This is a genomic window from Streptomyces sp. NRRL F-5755 (genome assembly GCF_001279365.1).
GTDB lineage: Bacteria > Actinomycetota > Actinomycetes > Streptomycetales > Streptomycetaceae > Streptomyces > Streptomyces rimosus.
Map to the genome: position 1 here is coordinate 1 of NZ_LGCW01000051.1, position 18024 is coordinate 18024.

Sequence of the window (18024 nt, forward strand, 5' to 3'; positions counted from 1 at the left end):
CGGCGTCGAGGCCGCGCCCGGCGTCAAGGGCGTCCAGAACAAGAAGGTCAACTTCCAGATCGGCCGTTCCCAGGTCAGCACGGTGGACGCCAAGACCCATCAGATGACGGTGGTCCGCGACGGCAAGACCATCCGCACGATCCCGATCTCGGCGGGCAGCAAGGACCACCCGACGTACAACGGCAAGATGGTCGTCTCGGAGAAGTACCAGCAGACCCGCATGGACGGCTCCACGGTCGGCTTCACGAACAACGACGGCAAGGGCGAGTACGACATCCCCGACGTGCCGCACGCCATGCGCCTGTCCAGCTCCGGCACGTTCCTGCACGGCAACTACTGGGGCAAGGGCATCTTCGGCAACGCCAACACCAGCCACGGCTGCATCGGCCTGGAGGACGTCAAGGGCGCCGGCGACCCGGGCACGGACGGCGCCTGGTTCTACCAGAACTCGCTGATCGGCGACGTCGTCCAGATGGTCAACTCCCCGGACAAGACGATCAAGCCAGACAACGGCCTCAACGGCTGGAACATGGACTGGAACGAGTGGGTCGCGGGCAGCGCCGTGAAGTAGCGCGCACCCTTCCCCTCCGAGGGCGGGCCCCCGCCGGTGCATAGGCGGGGGCCCGCCCTCCGTATCGTGACCATGTGAGCAAGCGCAAGGACGGACAGCGGCAGCAGGACCGGGCCGCGGCCCGTGAACTGGTCGGCACGGTGCTCGGCACCGTCCGGTACGCCGACGACGGGCCGCCCGCCGCAGACGCCCTGGAGGCCGGAGCCTCGATGCTGGCGGCCGCCCCCGTGGGCCCGGAGGCCGTCGGCGCCGCGCTGCTGGCGGCGGCGGAGGACGCCGTACGCCGCTGCTGGCAGGGCGGCTGGCAGCCCGCCGACCTGGAGCGGATCGTACGAAGGGAGACGGGCGGCGGCCCCCGTACGGCAGTCGTCGTGGACGCGATGGCCGCCGAGGCGCAGCGCGCGGGCCGGGCGGCGGAGCGCGCCCGCGGCCCCCGCTGGGCGGCCCAGCTACGCGACCTCGAAGCCCACGTCTGGTGGGCGCCGGACCCCGGCTACCTGGAAGAGCTGGCGCGCCGCCGCCGCAGCTCGCGCTTCGAGACGGCATACGACGTACTGGCAGCGCTGCGCGTCCTGGCGCGCCTGCCCCGCATCACCCCTCTGCCGGCCGCTCGGCCCGTACGCGCAGGCACCCCCACCGAGCCGCGACTCCTCGGCCGTATCCGCGGCCTGCTCGCCAAGGCCGAGGCCACGGACTACCCGGAGGAGGCGGAGGCCCTGTCGGCCAAGGCCCAGGAGCTGATGGCGCGGCACAGCATCGACGAGGCGCTGCTCGACCACGCCGGAGCCGACGCGGGCCCCGGCACCGGCCGGGCCACCGCCCCCGCCGCCATCCGCATCGGCATCGAGGGCCCGTACGAGCAGGCGAAGGCGCTGCTGCTCGACGCGGTCGCCGCCGCCAACCGCTGCCAGGCCGTCTGGTCCGGCGACGTGGGCTTCTCCACCCTCATCGGCTTCGAAGCCGACCTGGAGGCCGCGGAACTCCTCTACACGTCACTGCTCCTCCAGGCCACCACCGCCATGCACCGCGCAGGCGACGCCCACCACAGCCACGGCCGCTCCCGCCGCACCCGCGACTTCCGCCAGACGTTCCTCGTCGCCTACGCCGACCGCATCCGCACCCGCCTGACGGCAGCCACGGACGAGGCCACCACCGAGGCCGCGACCACCACCCCGGCCCTCCTCCCGGTCCTGGCCGCCCGCGAGGTGGCAGTAGCCGAAACCACCGACAACCTCTTCCCCGACACCGCCGCCATCCGCATGCGCGGCGTACGCGATGCCGCCGGGTGGGAACAGGGCCGGGCAGCGGCGGACCAGGCGCGCCTGGGGAGGCGGGGAGAGGGGTAGACCTTCCCCGCGCCCCGCTACAGCCCCAACACCCCCCCGCCATAGGGGCAACAACAAACGCTTCTCACAAGCCACTTAAGGTCAATGAACGACAACCCCGGGCACAAGCGCCACAAGCCCGGAAACAAAGCTCCCCACACCGGCCAGCGTGACGACCGTCGCCTTGCCGTCCGAGAACAGACCGGCACAGAAGGCGCGCACCTGCCGCCGGACGATCAGCATCTTCAGCTTCTGCCAGCGATGTTGACGGATATGGCAGCCCAGCAGCAGCCCCGAGGCATTGTTACGGCAGCCGCCCACCCGCCCTCGTACGGGAGCGCCGCATGACACCGGCGCCTGGAAGAAGCTCCAGAGAACCACAAGGGCGGACAGCGTGATCACGACGGCCGGCCCCGCAGCGGAATTGCCCCACGCCGCAACCAGCAAGGCGCCGGCCAGAACCCCCCACCATCGCCCCAACCCGCCCAGCCGACCGCTGCGTCCCCCCGAAGTTGTCATGGATCAAATGGTGGCGGGCCAGGGGCGCGGTGAGGCTGTGGAAAGGCTTTCCGTCTGAAAGTGAGATGTGGTGCATGGCGGGGGAGGGGGCGTAATACCCCGCCGGATTCTTGTCCAGGTACTGCTGGTGTCTGAAGTTGCCCGCACGGTTGCCGCGGATGCCTGGAGCTATACGGTCCGTTTCCGCGGAGGGGCAGCCAGGCCAAGCCGTTTCTCATTCGTCCGGCAGGGATCGGCCGAGTAGATCCCGGGCCGGGCGCATCCTGCGCACCTCTGCTCCTTGGGGGCGGTGGTGCGACTGCCAGGTGAAGACGAAGTGGTTGGCGGCGCGATCGAATGAGGTGCCGAAGGCAACCGGGGGGATGCTGAACTCCTCCTGGGACCACTCGATGATTGCTGCGGCAAGTGCCGCCGCCTGGAAGTCGGCTTCGGCGAACAACACGCGGTGCACCGTGACCAGCGTGTGCCGGTCCGGAAGCCGGGCCGCCTCGATTGCCTCTGCTGCCAGGCCCAATCCGTGCCGCAGCCAGCCTGCCTCGTCTGGGGTGAGGCGCAGCCCTGAGCGGTCGGTGGGGGGATGGTCGAGGACAGGAGTGGTGTCCAGCCAGACCCGGTCACTGACCTGCCGGGCGCTGCAAGGAGGGGCCGCCACCGAGGCCGAGTCTGCTGTGAGGTCGATGGCCACACCCCAGGTAGGGCCGAGCACTCGGTAGGCGTACGTCCGCATCAGCCGTCGGTGGGAGCCACCCCCACCGGACAAGAAACCCCCGTCCCCCCAATCCCGCAGTACCCCGCCGGATTCTTGTCCAGGTACTGCTGGTGGTACCCCTCAGCCGCATAAAACGGCCGCTCGGGGCCGGCCGGCAGGATTTCGGTGGTGATGGTGCCGTAGCCGGAGGAGGTCAGGACGGACTGGTAGGCGGTGCGGGAAGCTTCGGCTGTTTGTTGGTCGGTGGGGGAGTGGGTGTAGATGGCGGAGCGGTACTGGGTGCCGGTGTCGTTGCCCTGGCGGAAGCCCTGGGTGGGGTCGTGGGATTCCCAGAAGAGCTTCAGGAGGGCTTCGTAGGAGGTCTTGGCGGGGTCGTAGACGACGCGGACCGCTTCGGTGTGGCCGGTGAGGCCGCTGCACACCTCTTCGTAGGTGGGGTTCGGGGTGTGGCCGCCCTGGTAGCCGACGAGGGTCGTCCAGACGCCTTCGGCCTGCCAGAACTTGCGCTCGGCGCCCCAGAAGCAGCCCAGGCCGAAGTCGGCGACGCACAGGTGCTCGGGGTACGGGCCGAGCAGCGGGGTGCCGAGGACCGTGTGGCGGTCGGGGACGGTGAAGGCGGGTTCGGGGCGGCCCTTCAGGGCCTCGTCGGGGGAGGGGAGGGCGTTCTTGAAGCGGTTGAAGAGCATGGCGTCGGGCTCCAATGGCAGGAGGACGGGAAACCGTACGGGGAAGGGGATGACGGCCGACGGGTTCAACGCGGGGCGGGCGCGGAAGCATTCCGTTCCGGGCCGGCCCGGGGCTGCGCCGACTTGGCCGGCCTGGTGCTCTGCCGACTCGGGCTGGTTCCGGTGCTCTCCCGACTCGGCTGGTTCCGGCGCCCTGCCGACTCGGGCTGGTTCCGCCGCCCTGCCGGCTACGACCGCGGCCGGAAGTCCGCCGGCGTCCCCCCGCCCCGCTCCCAGCCCGCCACGGCCTGGGCCCGGTACGCGGCGTACTCGGCGGCGGGGCTGGGGCCGTACGACCACGGGACCGCGCCGACGTGGCCGTCCACCAGGCTCAGCTGTTCCAGGGCTTCCTCGTAGCGCTCGGCGTGGACCAGGAACCAGATGAGCAGGTGCCGGACGTGCGGGGCCATGGGGTGGTCGGCGGGGGCCTCGCGGAGGGCGAAGTGGGCGCCCTCTATGGCGCGTTCGACGACGGCGCTCTGAAAGAGGCCGCGCACCATGTTGGCCTCGGGCAGGTGGTCGTGGACGGCGAAGAGCGGGAGGGCGGGCAGCAGGCTCTTGGCGGGGGCGGCCGCGGCGGCGGCCTCGGTGAAGGCGGCGGCCTCCTCCTTGGAGCCGTGCCACTTCTGCGACCAGTAGGGCAGCGCGGCGAGATGGGCGCCCATGTGGTGCGGGGCGCGCTGGGTGACCTTCGACCACAGCGCGTCGTAGTCGGCGCGGCGCTCGCCGAGGCCGCGGGCGACGGCCAGCTCGGTGATGTACGGGATGGGGCTGCCGGGGGCCAGCAGGGCCGCTTCGTGGCAGACCGTGCGGGCCTCTTCCAGGATCATGCGGAAGTCCTGCGAGCCGGGGTCGCGCAGCGCCTGGAGGACCAGGAACTGTGCGTGGGTCTGCGCGCCGCCCGGGTCCTTGGGCGCCTCCGAGCGCCACGTACGCAGCCAGATGCCGCCCTGCCCCGGCCGTTCCGCCAGCTCGAACGCCGCGGCCCCGGCGAGCGTCTGCACCCGCTGCCAGCGCCGCTCCCAGTCCTCTCCGGTCGCGCTCAGCAGCTGCGCGGCCGGGCGCCAGTCGTGCGCGCGGCGGATCTCGTCGAGGGCGTCCTCCAGCTCCGGGTCGGGTCCGGGCAGCCGTACGTCCAGCTGCTGGGCCGGTACGAAGCCGTAGCCCGCCATGGGGTCGGCGGCCACCGCCATGCCCTGCTGGGCCTGCTGCGCGGCCTGCCTGCGCCGCAGCCACGGCAGCAGGACGAGGCCGCCGAGGGCGGCAGCGGCGAAGAGAACCAGCAGAGCGTCCATGTGGTCAGTCTCGGATTCCGGTCTTGGAGGTGGGGAGGCAGGGAGGGAACACCGGGGCGTACGGCCGCGGTGCGGATCGGCGGGTATGTGTCTTGTATGTATCCACTATCCAGCGAAGCAGAAAGTTCCGAAAAGTTCGCGGGTGTGGACGACTACCCTCGGCAGATATGAGCGATCAGCGCGAGCAGCGCCCCCAGAATTTCGAGACCCTTGCCATCCACGCAGGTCAGGAGCCCGACGAGGCGACCGGCGCGGTGGTACCGCCCATCTACCAGGTGTCCACCTACAAGCAGGACGGCGTGGGCGGGCTGCGCGGCGGCTACGAGTACAGCCGCAGCGCCAACCCGACCCGTACCGCCTTGGAGGAGAACCTCGCCGCCCTCGACGGCGGCCGCCGCGGCCTGGCCTTCGCCTCCGGGCTGGCGGCCGAGGACACCCTGCTGCGCACCCTGCTGGTGCCCGGCGACCACGTGGTCATCCCCAATGACGCGTACGGCGGCACGTTCCGCCTGATCTCCAAGGTCGTCGAGCGGTGGGGTGTGGAGTGGTCGGTCGCCGACACCTCCGACCCCCAGGCCGTACGGGAGGCCCTGCGGCCCCGTACGAAGGCGATCTGGGTGGAGACGCCCAGCAACCCGCTCCTCGGCATCACGGACATCCCCGCGCTCGCGGCCGTCGCGCGCGACGCCGGGGTGCGCCTGGTCGTGGACAACACCTTCGCCAGCCCCTACCTCCAGCAGCCGCTGGCCCTCGGCGCGGACGTGGTGGTCTACTCCACGACCAAGTACATGGGCGGCCACTCGGACGTGGTCGGCGGCGCCCTCGTCGTCGACGACGCCGAGCTGGGCGACGAACTGGCCTACCACCAGAACGCGATGGGCGCGGTCGCCGGGCCGTTCGACTCGTGGCTGGTGATGCGCGGCCTGAAGACGCTGGCCGTACGGATGGACCGGCACAGCGCCAACGCGGCCCGCATCGCCGACCTGCTCGCCGCGCACGACAAGGTGACCCAGGTCTACTACCCGGGCCTCAAGGAGCACCCCGGCCACGAGACGGCCGCCAAGCAGATGCGTTCCTTCGGCGGCATGGTCTCCTTCCGTGTCGCGGGCGGCGAGCAGGCCGCGGTGGAGGTGTGCAACCGCGCCCGGCTGTTCACCCTCGGTGAGTCGCTCGGCGGCGTCGAGTCGCTGATCGAGCACCCGGGCAAGATGACGCACGCCTCGACGGCGGGCTCGCTGCTGGAGGTCCCCAACGACCTCGTACGGCTCTCGGTCGGCATCGAGTCGATCGACGACCTGGTGGCGGACCTCACCCAGGCGCTGGGATAGGGCGTACCTTCCGGGGCCGCCGCGGGCCCGGGGCGACGCGGCCGCCGCGCGCGGACGGCGGACCGGTGGAGCCCGGCTCACCACCCTTCCAGCGGAGGGGTGGTGTGCGCCGGCGGCGGCAGCCACGGCTGGTCGACCACCGCCCACACCAGCAGTACGGCCAGCGCCGCCAGGGCCAGCAGCCACAGCGCATGGCGGGCCAGCCGCCGGTGCGCCAGCAGCCGCCGGCCACTCTCGGCCGCGCGCAGCGCCAGGTCGGGCGGTACCGGCGGATGCGGCCCGTCCAGCATCCGCCGCACCTCGGCCTCCTTGCGGTCGGGGAGGGTCATGGCGCTGCGGCTTCCGTGCGCCGGGGGGCCGGGGAGTCTGGTATGTGCGTCGAGTCCGGTACGTCCCGTACAGAACGCGACCCCTCGCCGCCCAGAGATACGGACCGCCCCGCACGCGGCGTGCTCCGCATATGCCCCACCGCCCGCAGGCACAGCGCGTGGACGCGCTCAGCGGGCAGCCCCAACTGCGCCGCGGTCTGCTCCTCGGCCACGCCCTCGTAGAGCCGCAGTACGAGCACCAGCCGCTCCTGCGGGGACAGCCGCTCCAGCAGGCCGCCGGGCGGCGGGGGCGTGCCGGGCCGCAGAGCGCGGGGGAGGCGCGCCCGCCAGGCGGAGTGCGCGTAGTGGGCGGCCATCTCCTGGCGCGCGCGGTCGTACGGGTCCTCGCCGCGCAGCCGGTCCCAGGCGGCGTACGTACGGGCCAGGGCCAGCGTGAGCAAGCGCTCGGCGGCGGGCGCCGGTTGCCCTTCGGGCTCGGCGGTCAGCAGCGTGGCGGCGCGCAGCAGACGTCCGGCCGCGCCCGCGACGAACGCCTCGAACTCCCGGGCACGACGGCGTTCCTGTGCTGCCCGCCGCTCTCGCACAGCTACATGGCACGGCAGGCCCGGCACCGGGTCAAGAGGCGGCCGGGAAAAACCGGGGCCCCAAGGAGGCGCCCCGCCGGAAGGCGGGCGGGGGAGTGCGCCGTGCCGGCGCCCGCTCGCCCCGCTCAGGAATTGGACGGCACCGCCGGCAGCGTCGCCGTGACCGTGGACAGCGAGGCGTTGAAGCGCGTCAGCAGGGTGCAGAACGCGTCCCGCTCCTCCTCCGTCCACTCCTCCGTGACCAGCGCCATCAGGGCGCGGCGGGAGGCGCGTACCTCTTCGAGGCGGGACCGGCCGCGCTCGGAGAGCTGGAGCACGACCGCGCGCCCGTCCTCCGGGTGCGAGGCGCGGTTGACCAGGCCGGAGTCGACCAGCGGGGCGACCTGCCGGGTGACGGTGGAGGAGTCGATGCCCATGCCGGCGGCCAGCGCCTTGACACCCATCGGGCCCTCTTTGTCCAGGCGGTTGAGGAGCAGGTAGGCGGCACGGTCCATGGAATTGCGCGCCTGGCCGACGCCGCCGAGCCGGCTCTGTTCGGCGCGGCGGGCGAAAACGGCGACTTGGTGTTGCAGCGCGTCGAGAAGAGCGGTGTCGGTGTGGGTCGTCATGTCCGAAGAGGTGGGCATGGCCGGGAGCTCGCTTCATGGGATGCGTACGGATTGGGGGACAGAGTACGCGGCCCGGACGCGGACCGTACCGGCGCTGTCGAAAGACGTGCCACCGTGGCACCGGTCCGGCGGCCGGACGGACCCGTCGCGTGCCGAACTGTAAGACTGGGCTGCATGGCCGATCACACGCCGCACGAGTCCACTCCTGCCCCCGGTTCCCCTTCGGATTCCGCTTCCGGTTCTGTGGCCGGTCCGGCACCCGGGCCGACATCAGGCCCGGCAGGTGCGGCGGCGTCCGGTGCGGACCGGTCTCCGGAGCCGGGTTCCGGTTCCGCCTCCGTTTCGGGGCCTGGCACGGGCGGGGTGGCCGCCGCCTCCGCCGCGCTCACCGTCGAGGACGTACGGGAGGCGCAGAAGATCCTGTCCGGCGTCTCCCGGTCCACCGCCTTGGAGGGGAGCCGGCACCTGTCCGCTTTGGTGGGGGCGCCGGTGCATCTGAAGTGCGAGAACCTGCAGCGCACCGGCTCGTTCAAAATACGTGGCGCGTACGTGCGGATCGCGGGCCTGTCGCCGCGGGAGCGGGCGGCCGGTGTGGTCGCCGCCAGCGCCGGCAACCACGCGCAGGGCGTCGCGCTGGCGGCCTCCCTGCTGGGCGTGCGCTCGACGGTGTTCATGCCGGTCGGCGCCCCGCTGCCGAAGGTCGCGGCGACCCGCGAGTACGGCGCCGAGGTGCGGCTGCAGGGCCATGTCGTGGACGAGACGCTGGCCGCCGCGCAGGAGTACGCGCGCAAGAGCGGCGCGGTCTTCATCCACCCCTTCGACCACCGGGACATCATCGCGGGCCAGGGCACGGTCGGCCTGGAGATTCTCGAACAGTGCCCGGAGGTGCGCACGATCGTCGTGGGCATCGGCGGCGGCGGGCTGGCGGCGGGTGTCGCGCTGGCGGTCAAGGCGGTACGGCCGGATGTGAAGATCATCGGGGTGCAGGCGGAGGGCGCCGCGGCCTATCCGCCCTCGCTGGCGGCCGGGCGGCCGGTCTCGATCGAGGCGCCGACGACGATGGCGGACGGCATCAAGGTGGGGCGGCCGGGCGACGTACCGTTCAAAATCATTGGCGATCTCGTCGACGAGGTCCGTACCGTCACCGAGGACGAGCTCTCCAGCGCCCTGCTGCTCTGCCTGGAGCGCGCGAAGCTGGTCGTGGAGCCGGCCGGGGCGAGTCCGGTGGCGGCGCTGCTGTCGCGGCCCGGGGCCTTCGAGGGGCCGGTGGTCGCGGTGCTGTCGGGGGGAAACGTTGATCCGCTGCTGATGCAGCGCACCCTGCGGCACGGCATGGCCGCCGCGGGACGCTACCTGTCCCTGCGCCTGCGGCTCACCGACCGGCCGGGCGCCCTGGCGACGCTGCTGGCGGTGCTGTCGGAGGTCGACGCCAACGTCCTCGACGTGAGCCACGTACGGACCGATCCGCGCCTCGGACTCACGGAAGCGGAGGTGGAACTGCACCTGGAGACCAAGGGCCCGGAACACTGCACCGAGGTCGGCACGGCCCTGCGGGAGGCGGGTTACACCGTCATGGGCTGAGGCCTGTGGCGGCCGGGCGGTGTTGCCGCCGGCGTTGATCGATCCGCCGAAAACATAACTGAACAGCACCACGAACATGATCGGCTGGATCAACCCGAAGATGACCATCTCCGGGATGCGCAGCATGCGTATCAGGTTGCGTTGAGCGACGGTCAGGGAGTCCCGCATGGACTGGCTGATCACGCGGTGCCGCTTCGGCACCCCGACGCGCCGGGCCGCGATGTGGGGCCGGGGAGATCGCGCGGCTCACGCTGCCCCGGGTGCGCAAACGCCTTCTGGCGTATATCGCGATGTATCGCGTGTGCGCTATGGTTCGGGTCGACGGGGTCGCGCCGCCCTGCGCTGGGCGCACCCCCGTTGCCGGACATGTGCCCATAGCGCAGGCGTTGTCCGAAAAGTAAAATTCTTCCTGGAGTTAACCCATACCTTGGGAGTACCCACATGCCAGGCGCCATTTACGCCGAGGGTCTGGTCAAGACCTTCGGCAAGGTGAGGGCTCTGGACGGCGTCGACCTCGACGTCCCCGAAGGAACCGTCCTCGGCCTGCTCGGCCCGAACGGTGCGGGCAAGACCACCGCCGTACGCGTTCTCACCACCCTGCTCAGGCCCGACCGGGGCAGTGCGGTCGTCGCCGGTATCGATGTCCTCAAGCACCCCGACGAAGTACGCCGCTCCATCGGCCTGTCCGGCCAGTTCGCCGCCGTGGACGAATACCTGACGGGGCGTGAGAACCTGACCATGGTCGGCCGGCTCTACCAGATGAGCGGCCGGGACGCGAAGGCCAGGGCCACCGAACTGCTGGAACGCTTCCACCTCGCCGACGCCGGTGACCGGCCGGCCAAGACCTACTCCGGCGGCATGCGGCGCCGCCTCGACCTGGCCGCCGCGCTGGTCGTCAGCCCGCCCGTGATGTTCATGGACGAGCCCACCACCGGCCTGGACCCGCGCAACCGCCAGCAGTTGTGGGAGGTCATCCAGGAACTGGTCGCGGGCGGCACGACGTTGCTGCTCACCACCCAGTACCTGGAAGAGGCCGACCACCTCGCACACGACATCTGCGTCGTCGACCACGGCAAGGTCATCGCCCGCGGCACGTCCGACCAGCTCAAGGCGCGTACGGGCGGCGAGCGGGTCGAGGTCGTGGTGCACGCCGCCGAGCACATCGGCACCGCCGACGAGGTGCTGCGCGGCTTCGGCAAGGGCGAGAGCAAGATCGAGCAGCACACCCGCAAGATCACCGTGCCGGTGACCGGCGGCGCCAAGCTGCTCGCCGAGGTCATCCGCGAACTGGACGCGCGCGGCGTGGAGATTGACGACATCGGTCTGCGCCGCCCGACCCTGGACGACGTGTTCATCTCGCTGACCGGCCACGCCGCCGAGGTCGCGGAGGCCGGCGGCGAGGACGCCGACGGCGCGGACGGCGGTGCCGACGACGGCGCGGGCTCCGGCCGGGCGTCGCGCTCGCCGCGCCGCGCCACCAAGCGGGCACCCGAGACCGAGGAGAGCGCCAAGTGACCACCGTGACCCCAGCGGCCCCGCGCGTCGGGGTGCCGAAGCGGCGCGGCGCGATCAGCCAGTCCGTACGGGACTCCCTGACCGTCGCCCAACGCAACCTGATACGCATGCTGCGCATCCCGGAGATGGTCATCTTCGGGCTGATCCAGCCGATCATGTTCGTGGTGCTGTTCAGTTATGTCTTCGGCGGATCGATCAACGTCGGCGGCAGCACCTCGTCCGCTGCCTACCGCGAGTTCCTGATGGCCGGCATCTTCGCGCAGACCGTCACCTTCGCCACCGCGGGCGCGGGCGCGGGCATCGCCGACGACATGCACCGGGGCCTGATCGACCGGTTCCGCTCGCTGCCCATGGCGCGCGGCGCCGTGCTCACCGGCCGCACGCTCGCCGACATGGTGCAGACCGCGCTGACCCTGGTCGTCCTCGCGGTCGTCGCCTTCCTGGTCGGCTGGCGCACCCACGAGAACCTCGGCAAGGTCGTGGCCGGTTTCGCGCTGCTGCTCCTGCTCGGGTACGCGTTCTCCTGGATCGGCGCGCTCATCGGCCTGTCCGTACGCACCCCGGAAGCCGCCACCTCCGGCGGGCTGATCTGGCTCTTCCCGCTGACGTTCATCTCGAACGCCTTCGTGCCCTCGGACAACATGCCGACGTTCCTGCGGCACATCGCCGAGTGGAACCCGTTCAGCGCCACCGTCCAGGCCGCCCGCGAGCTGTTCGGCAACCTGCCGCCGAACTACACGGCGCCCGACGCCTGGCCGATGCAGCACCCGGTGTGGGCGTCGCTGATCTGGTCCGTCCTGATCATCGTGGCCTTCCGTACGCTCGCGGTGCGCAAGTACCGGTCGGCCACGGCCTGAGCCGCGGGCGCGCGGGCGGGCCCGTGAGCGGGGGCCGGGCGCCCCGCGCGGGCCTGTCACCCCCGTACGCCGTCGCCCCGTACACACACGACCGGCCCGGAGCCGCTGGGGCTCCGGGCCGGTCGTCGTCGCTACGGGCGGGCGCCGTAGGGCGCTCAGCCCTGGTACGGCTGGGCGTCGAGGATCTTCACCGACGCCTTCTTGCCGTTGGGGAGCTCGTACTCGGCGGTCTCGCCGACCTTCTTGCCGTTCACACCGTCGCCCAGCGGGGACTGCGGGGAGTAGGTCTCGATGTCCGAGCTCGCGTACTCCCGCGAGGCCAGCAGGAACGTCAGCGTGTCGTCCGGGTCTCCGTCGAACGCGATGGTGACGACCGTGCCGGGGGCCACGACACCCGTGGCGGCAGGGGCCTCGCCGACCTTCGCGGTCTCCAGCAGCTGCTTGAGCTGGCGCATGCGAAGGTCCTGCTTGCCCTGCTCCTCCTTGGCCGCGTGGTACCCGGCGTTCTCCTTCAGGTCACCTTCCTCGCGGGCCGCCGCGATCTTCTCGGTGATCTCGGCGCGTGCGGGACCAGACAGGTACTCCAGCTCGGCCTTGAGCTGGTCATACGCCTCCTGGGTCAGCCAGGTGACGTTGTCGCTGGTCTGGGTCACAGGTGCTCCTCGTCGGTGCTGGGGATAAATCAAACGCCCTACCAGGAAGGCTGCGCCTCCACGGGTGGGCGAAACCACGAGCCTAACAATTCCGGCACAAAACGGGGAAGAGATATTTTGCCGAGAACTGCATCGGCCCGGATCGTGGCCGGTCAGCGCGCGGGCACGGGATGTGCCGGGCGACACACCGGGCAGTGGGCGGGCTGGGGGCGGTCCACCGGGGTGGCCGTGGGGCGGTGAGCGCCGGAGGCCGTGCGGCGGCCGGCGCCGGTCAGCCGCGGTCCGCCGACGTGCAGCCGACCAGTACGGCGTTGGTCGCGCGCTCTGTCGTACGGATCGTGACCTCCACGTCCACCTGCTCCTTGGGCGCGTCCACGGTGACGTCCTTGCGCCCCACCTCGGCGCCGCTGTCGGCCTGCGAGCGCAGGGTGCACACGCCGGTGTCGTCCTTGCCTTTGACGACCTCCAGGTGCACCTTGACCGCGTGGTCCGACACCCGGTTCCAGGTGATCACCCGGCCGCTGAGGTCCTGCCCGGCGATGTAGGACCAGCCGGACCAGCCGACCACGCCGAGGAGCGCCACGCCGAGCACCGCGCCGACGATCTTCAGCTTGCGGTCCGCACGCTGGTCGGCCGAGCGGCCGTAGCGCCCGTCGGGCCGCCCTTCGCGCACCGCCGTCATGATCGACCTCCTGCCGGGGGCTCCGGAATTAATCGCCCCACGCTTCGGTCACTATAGGAAACATCTACTCCGGCCTTTCACTGAGGATCGAGTCTTGACTGAGCAGCTGCGACTGATGGCAGTGCACGCCCACCCCGACGACGAGTCGAGCAAGGGCGCGGCCACCATGGCCAAGTACGTGTCCGAGGGGGTGGACGTGCTGGTCGTCACCTGCACGGGCGGGGAGCGCGGCTCCATCCTCAACCCGAAGCTCCAGGGTGACCCGTACATCGAGGAGCACATCCACGAAGTACGGAAGAAGGAGATGGACGAGGCCCGGGAGATCCTGGGCATCAAGCAGGAGTGGCTGGGATTCGTCGATTCCGGGCTGCCCGAGGGCGACCCGCTGCCGCCGCTGCCCGACGGCTGCTTCGCCCTCCAGGACGTGGAGGCCGCGGCCGAGCCGCTGGTGAAGCTGATCCGTGAGTTCAAGCCGCAGGTCATCACGACCTACGACGAGAACGGCGGCTACCCGCACCCCGACCACATCATGACCCACAAGATCTCGATGGTGGCCTTCGAGGCGGCCGGCGACCCGGAGAAGTACCCGGACGCGGGCGAGCCCTGGCAGCCGCAGAAGCTCTACTACAACCAGGGCTTCAACCGGCCGCGCACCGTCGCGCTGCACGAGGCGCTGCTGGAGCGCGGGCTGGAGTCGCCGTACGGGGAGTGGCTGGAGCGCTGGAAGGAGTTCGAGCGCCGCGAGCGCACGCTGACCACGTACGTGCCCTGCGCCGACTTCTTCGAGATCCGCGACAAGGCGCTGATCGCGCACGCGACGCAGATCGACCCGGACGGCGGCTGGTTCCGGGTGCCGATGGACATCCAGCGGGAGGTCTGGCCGACGGAGGAGTACGAGCTCGCCAAGTCTTTGGTGGACACGTCCCTCCCCGAGGACGACCTCTTCGCGGGCATCCGCAACAATTGACTTCATGATGAGCGCGACTAGCACCCTCGCCGTGACGCACTTCGTCACCCTTGCCGACAGCTTCGACAAGGACAAGGTGACCCCCGGCGTCCTCGGCTTCATCGTGTTCGCGGTCATCGGCGGCGCCGTCTGGCTGCTGATGAAGTCCATGAACCGGCACATGAAGAAGGTCGACTTCGAGGAGACCCCGGAGGCGCCCGCCGCCTCCGGCGGTGCGGAGGCGGCGAAGGGCTCCGCCAAGCGGACCTCGGGCAAGGCGCAGCCGAAGACCGGCTGAGCGGTGCCCCCGGTGCCGGACGGGGCGGGCTGCGGCCCGCCGGCCCGTCCGGCGTCAGAGCCTGTGTCCGTGCCCCGGCCGGGGCACGGACCGGGGCTCTCACTGCGCGGGGGGTATGGACACGCCCATGACCTCGCGCGCGTGGCGGTTCGGGACCATGCCGAGCCGCCATGCGTCCCATCCCGTTTCCAGCTCCACGCCGCGGTCCAGCAGCAGCGCGAACGTCTCCGCGCAGTCCTCCAGCTTCGAGTCGCGGGTGGGGTGTCGGTCCTGTACGAGCTGGGCCAGCTCCTCCTGCGCCACGGCCGTGCCCACCACCGAGCCGCCCGGTGAGGCGAACGGCAGCAGCGTGCAGCGCAGGAAACGGGCCCAGTCCTCGCCGCGCCGGTCGCCGTAGCCGGCGAAGGTGCGCGCCGCCTCGTCGGCCAGCTCCAGCGCCTGCGTCGTACGGCCGTTGCCCGCGTCGATGATCACCAACTCCAGGCACGACCATGCCTGTCCGTGGGGTACGGCGATCCGCTGGAAGTCCTTGCGGGCGTCCTGCAGGAGCTGCCGGGCGAAGCCGCTGTTGCGCAGCGATCCGGTCTGCGCCGCCCGCAGGTCCCTGGTGACGCGCCCGGAGTGGTGCCGGGCGCAGGCCAGGCCGTAGCCGTCCTGCATTCGGCTGAACATCGTCCGCGACCGCTCCAGGTGCCGCAGCGCCGCGTCCAGGTCGCCCTGCTCCTCCAGCGACTGGCCGAGGTAGTACAGCGTCCATGCCTCGCCGCGGGCGTCCTCGTAACGGCGGTGCAGGGGGAGGGCCTGGCGCAGCTGGTCCACCGCCGGGTCCGGGTCGCCGTCCACCAGACGGGCCCGCGCCAGCTGGGTCATCGCCCACGCCTCGCCGCGGTCGTCGTGCGTACGGCCGTACAGCTCCATGGCCGCGTGGAACTCGCTCTCCGCCCGCGGGACCTCGCCCATCCGCAGATACACCTGGCCGAGCTGGAAGTGCGCCCACGCCTGGCCGTGCACGCTCTCGCTCTCCCGGTGCAGCTCAAGGGACTCGCGCAGCAGCGCCAGCGCCTCCGCCACCTGCGCGCGGTCGCGCTCGACCGCCGCCAGGGCGTGCAGCGTCCATGCCCGGTCGCCGCGCACGTCGTCGCCGGACTGCATGTCGATGGCCTCGCGCAGCTTGGCCGCCGCCTCGGTCAGATTGCCCTGCTGCTGGAGCGTGATGCCCAGGTCACGCAGGGCGCGGGCGGCGCCCACCGGGTGCTGCGCCTCGAAGTACAGGTCGACCACCGAGCTCAGGGTCGTACGGGCCTTGTCCAGCTCGCCGAGCTGGCGGGCCGCGACACCGGTACGCCACTGCACCGACCGGGTGAGCAAGCCCTGGTCGGCGGCCTTGGTCAGCTCGCTCAGCTCACCGAGGCGGTAGAGATCACCGCGCAGCAGGCAGTAGTCGGCCAGCGCGCCCAGCAGATGGGAGACGGTCGCCTGGTCCACGTCCTGGTCGGCGTGGCGCAGCGCGGCCGTGATGAAGCTGGTCTCGTCGTCCAGCCATTGCAGGGCCGCGTCCAGCGACGTGAAGCCGTGCGAGCCGAAGCGGTCGGCGCGGGTGGACGTACGGCCGTCCACCAGGCGGATCACCGAGTCGGCCAGCTCCGCGTAGCTGCGGATCAGGCGCTCCTGGGCGATGCTGCGCTCGGCCGGGTCCTCCTCGTCCACCAGACGGGCGTGCGCGAAGTGGTGGACGAGCGCGTGCAGGCGGTAGCGGTCGCCGCGCGCGTGCTCGATCAGCCCGGCGGCGGCCAGGTCGGCGAGCTGCCGCTCGGCCTCCTGCTCGGTCACGCCCAGCAGCGCCGCCGCGGCGGCAGCCCCCAGGCTGGCCCGCCCCACCAGCGCGAGGCGGCGCAACAGGCGCCGGGCCGTCTCCGGCTGGTCCGCGTAACGCAGCCACAGGGCCGCCTCGACCGGAGGCGTCCGGCCCCCGGCGGCCGGACGCGCGGCACTCTCCTCCAGGTCCGCGGCCAGCGTGGCGGGCGACCGCGCGCCCAGCGACGAACCGGCCACCCGCAGCGCCAGCGGCAGCCCGGCGCACAGCCGCGCTATCCGCTCGACGGACTGGTGGTCGTACGGACCGGTCTCGCCCTCGGACTCGTCGGCCGCGGCCCGCAGCAGCTCCTCGGTGCCCACCGAATCCAGCGCGCCCACCGGCAGCTGGTGCACCCACGCCTGAAGATCGCCGGGCAGCTGCATCGGCTCGCGGGTGGTCACCAGCACCAGGCTGTCGGAGCGGTCCGGCACCAGGAGGCGCACCTGCTCCGGATCCGAGGCGTCTTCCAGCAGGACCGTCACGGGCAGGCCCGTCAGATGCTTGTGATACAGCTCCGTGAGCCGTTTGACGTGCTGCTCATGGGAGGGCCGCTCCCGGAACAGCAGCTGCTCGCGCGGCGCGCCCAGCCGGTTGAGCAGATGCAGCAGCGCGTCCCGCGTCGGCAGCGGCGTCTCGCCCGGCGTGTCGCCGCGCAGGTCCACCACGCATGCGCCGCGGAACTGGTCCCGCAGCTGGTGCGCGGCCCGTACGGCGAGCGCCGTACGCCCCGAGCCGGGCTCGCCGTGCAGCACCACGACCGTGGGCCGGGTCTCCGTGCTCGCGCGGGCCGCCTGCACCCACTGCGCGATCTGCCGCAGATGCGCCCGCCGCCCCGCGAACGGCTCCGCCGGCCGCGGCAGGTAGGCGAAGGACTGCTCCAGCACGGACCGCTGGCGGGCCGCCGCGCTGCGGTCGGCGCCGCGCAGCTGCGACACCCGGGACGGCCGCGGGGCCGTGGACGTGCCGGAGGAACCGCCGCGCGTCGCCGCCGTCAGCATCCGCTGCTGGTCCAGGAACGGCCGGATGCCGCGTACCTCCAGGGCCGTCAGCCACTGCAGCCGCAGCTGCTCGGGGCCGCCCGGCTGCCCGCGCATGCCCGCCTGCCGGTGCGCCGCGGGCCAGTGCCCCGCGGTCAGCTTCACGACCGTCGCAACGGCGCCCGCGACCACCGCCGCGGCGCCGGCGCCCAGGGCCGGGCCGGCGCCCGTGCCGTACGCCAGGTCCGTGCCGAACGCGGCGGCCGCCGCGACCAGCGTGGCCACCACGGGCGTCCCCAGCTCCTTGCGCGACAGCCGCTCGGACAGCGGCCGCTGACCGGCCGCCGACTCGTCCAGCGCGTGGACGTACGCGCCGTACTCCTCGGCCGCCTTGCCGGCCAGCTCGTCCAGCGCCACGTTCGCCCGGGACAGCAGGACGCCCCGGTCCAGCGTCCCGCCCGAGCGGCGGACCTCCTCCTCGACGGCCCGTGCCAGCAGCCCCTGAGCATCCGCCCGGTGGCTGTCACGCAGCACAGCCAGTGAGCCCGGCATGCCTTCCCCCTCCTGCAGTTCCCAGCGTCCCGGCGGATTCCGGTCCTCCCGCAACCCCCGGCCTCCCGGCCCACCCCGACAACCGGTACAGCACCCCCGTCCCGGCCCCCGCCGC

18 protein-coding genes and 1 pseudogene are annotated in these 18024 nt (G+C 72.0%); 8 read left to right on the forward strand and 11 right to left on the reverse strand.

Annotated features, from left to right (window positions below):
- Nucleotides 1-571 (forward strand): L,D-transpeptidase (locus ADK86_RS08360; RefSeq protein WP_159393818.1); only part of this gene is annotated, 571 nt, incomplete at its 5' end.
- 74 nt (nucleotides 572-645) lie between these two features.
- On the forward strand, nucleotides 646-1917 hold the full coding sequence (locus ADK86_RS45170; protein WP_267888789.1) for a DUF2786 domain-containing protein: 1272 nt from the start codon (nucleotides 646-648) through the stop codon (nucleotides 1915-1917).
- A gap of 81 nt (nucleotides 1918-1998) precedes the next feature.
- Here the strand turns inward: ADK86_RS45170 and ADK86_RS44325 are convergent, their stop codons facing one another.
- From ADK86_RS44325 to ADK86_RS08385, 4 genes are all read right to left on the reverse strand, one after another.
- Entirely contained in the window at nucleotides 1999-2415 is a 417-nt protein-coding gene (locus ADK86_RS44325) for a hypothetical protein (RefSeq protein ID WP_078951935.1), read from the reverse strand.
- A gap of 214 nt (nucleotides 2416-2629) precedes the next feature.
- The gene (locus ADK86_RS08375) at nucleotides 2630-3100 is read right to left on the reverse strand and encodes a hypothetical protein (RefSeq protein ID WP_159393819.1); all 471 of its coding nucleotides are present in this window, start codon (nucleotides 3098-3100) and stop codon (nucleotides 2630-2632) included.
- Nucleotides 3101-3141: 41 nt separating this feature from the next.
- Nucleotides 3142-3810, reverse strand: a complete 669-nt coding sequence (gene msrA / locus ADK86_RS08380; protein WP_053696037.1) for a peptide-methionine (S)-S-oxide reductase MsrA — start codon at nucleotides 3808-3810, stop codon at nucleotides 3142-3144.
- A 227-nt stretch (nucleotides 3811-4037) separates the two neighbouring features.
- Nucleotides 4038-5144 (reverse strand): membrane protein, encoded by a 1107-nt coding sequence (locus tag ADK86_RS08385; RefSeq protein WP_030586769.1) that lies wholly within the window; start codon nucleotides 5142-5144, stop codon nucleotides 4038-4040.
- 167 nt (nucleotides 5145-5311) lie between these two features.
- On the opposite strand from ADK86_RS08385, the gene ADK86_RS08390 reads away from it, so the two are divergent.
- On the forward strand, nucleotides 5312-6472 hold the full coding sequence (locus ADK86_RS08390) for a cystathionine gamma-synthase (RefSeq protein WP_053696027.1): 1161 nt from the start codon (nucleotides 5312-5314) through the stop codon (nucleotides 6470-6472).
- Nucleotides 6473-6549: 77 nt separating this feature from the next.
- Here the strand turns inward: ADK86_RS08390 and ADK86_RS43730 are convergent, their stop codons facing one another.
- The 3 genes from ADK86_RS43730 to ADK86_RS08405 form a co-directional block, all read right to left on the reverse strand.
- On the reverse strand, nucleotides 6550-6801 hold the full coding sequence (locus ADK86_RS43730) for a hypothetical protein (protein ID WP_053696028.1): 252 nt from the start codon (nucleotides 6799-6801) through the stop codon (nucleotides 6550-6552).
- On the reverse strand, nucleotides 6798-7385 hold the full coding sequence (locus tag ADK86_RS08400; protein WP_053696029.1) for a sigma factor-like helix-turn-helix DNA-binding protein: 588 nt from the start codon (nucleotides 7383-7385) through the stop codon (nucleotides 6798-6800). The genes ADK86_RS43730 and ADK86_RS08400 overlap by 4 nt, the downstream gene beginning before the upstream one ends.
- A 125-nt stretch (nucleotides 7386-7510) precedes the next feature.
- On the reverse strand, nucleotides 7511-8011 hold the full coding sequence (locus ADK86_RS08405; RefSeq protein ID WP_030586781.1) for a MarR family winged helix-turn-helix transcriptional regulator: 501 nt from the start codon (nucleotides 8009-8011) through the stop codon (nucleotides 7511-7513).
- Between the two features lie 345 nt (nucleotides 8012-8356).
- On the opposite strand from ADK86_RS08405, the gene ilvA reads away from it, so the two are divergent.
- Entirely contained in the window at nucleotides 8357-9574 is a 1218-nt protein-coding gene (gene ilvA, locus ADK86_RS08410) for a threonine ammonia-lyase (protein ID WP_053696030.1), read from the forward strand.
- Nucleotides 9575-9592: 18 nt separating this feature from the next.
- Here ilvA and ADK86_RS44330 read toward each other — a convergent pair.
- A pseudogene (locus ADK86_RS44330) lies at nucleotides 9593-9742 on the reverse strand (ABC transporter permease); the annotation flags it as partial.
- A 273-nt stretch (nucleotides 9743-10015) separates the two neighbouring features.
- Here ADK86_RS44330 and ADK86_RS08415 point away from each other — a divergent pair.
- Nucleotides 10016-11089: an ATP-binding cassette domain-containing protein gene (locus ADK86_RS08415; RefSeq protein WP_053696031.1), complete on the forward strand. Its 1074-nt coding sequence runs from the start codon at nucleotides 10016-10018 to the stop codon at nucleotides 11087-11089.
- Nucleotides 11086-11946, forward strand: a complete 861-nt coding sequence (locus ADK86_RS08420; protein ID WP_053696032.1) for an ABC transporter permease — start codon at nucleotides 11086-11088, stop codon at nucleotides 11944-11946. The genes ADK86_RS08415 and ADK86_RS08420 overlap by 4 nt, the downstream gene beginning before the upstream one ends.
- A 155-nt stretch (nucleotides 11947-12101) precedes the next feature.
- Here the strand turns inward: ADK86_RS08420 and greA are convergent, their stop codons facing one another.
- Both greA and ADK86_RS08430 read right to left on the reverse strand, forming a co-directional pair.
- Complete coding sequence (gene greA / locus ADK86_RS08425) at nucleotides 12102-12599, reverse strand: transcription elongation factor GreA (protein ID WP_053696033.1); 498 nt, start codon at nucleotides 12597-12599, stop codon at nucleotides 12102-12104.
- Nucleotides 12600-12870: 271 nt separating this feature from the next.
- Nucleotides 12871-13281 carry a DUF4307 domain-containing protein gene (locus ADK86_RS08430; protein WP_030586795.1) on the reverse strand — a complete coding sequence of 137 codons (411 nt, stop codon included), beginning with the start codon at nucleotides 13279-13281 and terminating at the stop codon, nucleotides 12871-12873.
- Nucleotides 13282-13375: 94 nt separating this feature from the next.
- On the opposite strand from ADK86_RS08430, the gene mca reads away from it, so the two are divergent.
- The gene (gene mca / locus ADK86_RS08435) at nucleotides 13376-14248 is read left to right on the forward strand and encodes a mycothiol conjugate amidase Mca (RefSeq protein ID WP_003981952.1); all 873 of its coding nucleotides are present in this window, start codon (nucleotides 13376-13378) and stop codon (nucleotides 14246-14248) included.
- A gap of 4 nt (nucleotides 14249-14252) precedes the next feature.
- The gene (locus tag ADK86_RS08440; protein WP_053696034.1) at nucleotides 14253-14525 is read left to right on the forward strand and encodes a hypothetical protein; all 273 of its coding nucleotides are present in this window, start codon (nucleotides 14253-14255) and stop codon (nucleotides 14523-14525) included.
- A 99-nt stretch (nucleotides 14526-14624) separates the two neighbouring features.
- Here the strand turns inward: ADK86_RS08440 and ADK86_RS08445 are convergent, their stop codons facing one another.
- Entirely contained in the window at nucleotides 14625-17909 is a 3285-nt protein-coding gene (locus ADK86_RS08445; RefSeq protein ID WP_078951936.1) for a tetratricopeptide repeat protein, read from the reverse strand.
- Nucleotides 17910-18024: the final 115 nt, after the last annotated feature.

Excerpts from the sequence above, each read along its gene's own strand:
- ADK86_RS44325 (WP_078951935.1), bottom strand. The coding sequence starts at position 2,415 with ATGACAACTTCGGGGGGACGCAGCGGTCGGCTGGGCGGGTTGGGGCGA.
- msrA (WP_053696037.1), bottom strand. The coding sequence starts at position 3,810 with ATGCTCTTCAACCGCTTCAAGAACGCCCTCCCCTCCCCCGACGAGGCC.
- ADK86_RS08385 (WP_030586769.1), bottom strand. The coding sequence starts at position 5,144 with ATGGACGCTCTGCTGGTTCTCTTCGCCGCTGCCGCCCTCGGCGGCCTC.
- ADK86_RS08390 (WP_053696027.1), top strand. The coding sequence starts at position 5,312 with ATGAGCGATCAGCGCGAGCAGCGCCCCCAGAATTTCGAGACCCTTGCC.
- ADK86_RS43730 (WP_053696028.1), bottom strand. The coding sequence starts at position 6,801 with ATGACCCTCCCCGACCGCAAGGAGGCCGAGGTGCGGCGGATGCTGGAC.
- ADK86_RS08405 (WP_030586781.1), bottom strand. The coding sequence starts at position 8,011 with ATGCCCACCTCTTCGGACATGACGACCCACACCGACACCGCTCTTCTC.
- ADK86_RS08415 (WP_053696031.1), top strand. The coding sequence starts at position 10,016 with ATGCCAGGCGCCATTTACGCCGAGGGTCTGGTCAAGACCTTCGGCAAG.
- ADK86_RS08430 (WP_030586795.1), bottom strand. The coding sequence starts at position 13,281 with ATGACGGCGGTGCGCGAAGGGCGGCCCGACGGGCGCTACGGCCGCTCG.
- ADK86_RS08440 (WP_053696034.1), top strand. The coding sequence starts at position 14,253 with ATGATGAGCGCGACTAGCACCCTCGCCGTGACGCACTTCGTCACCCTT.
- ADK86_RS08445 (WP_078951936.1), bottom strand. The coding sequence starts at position 17,909 with ATGCCGGGCTCACTGGCTGTGCTGCGTGACAGCCACCGGGCGGATGCT.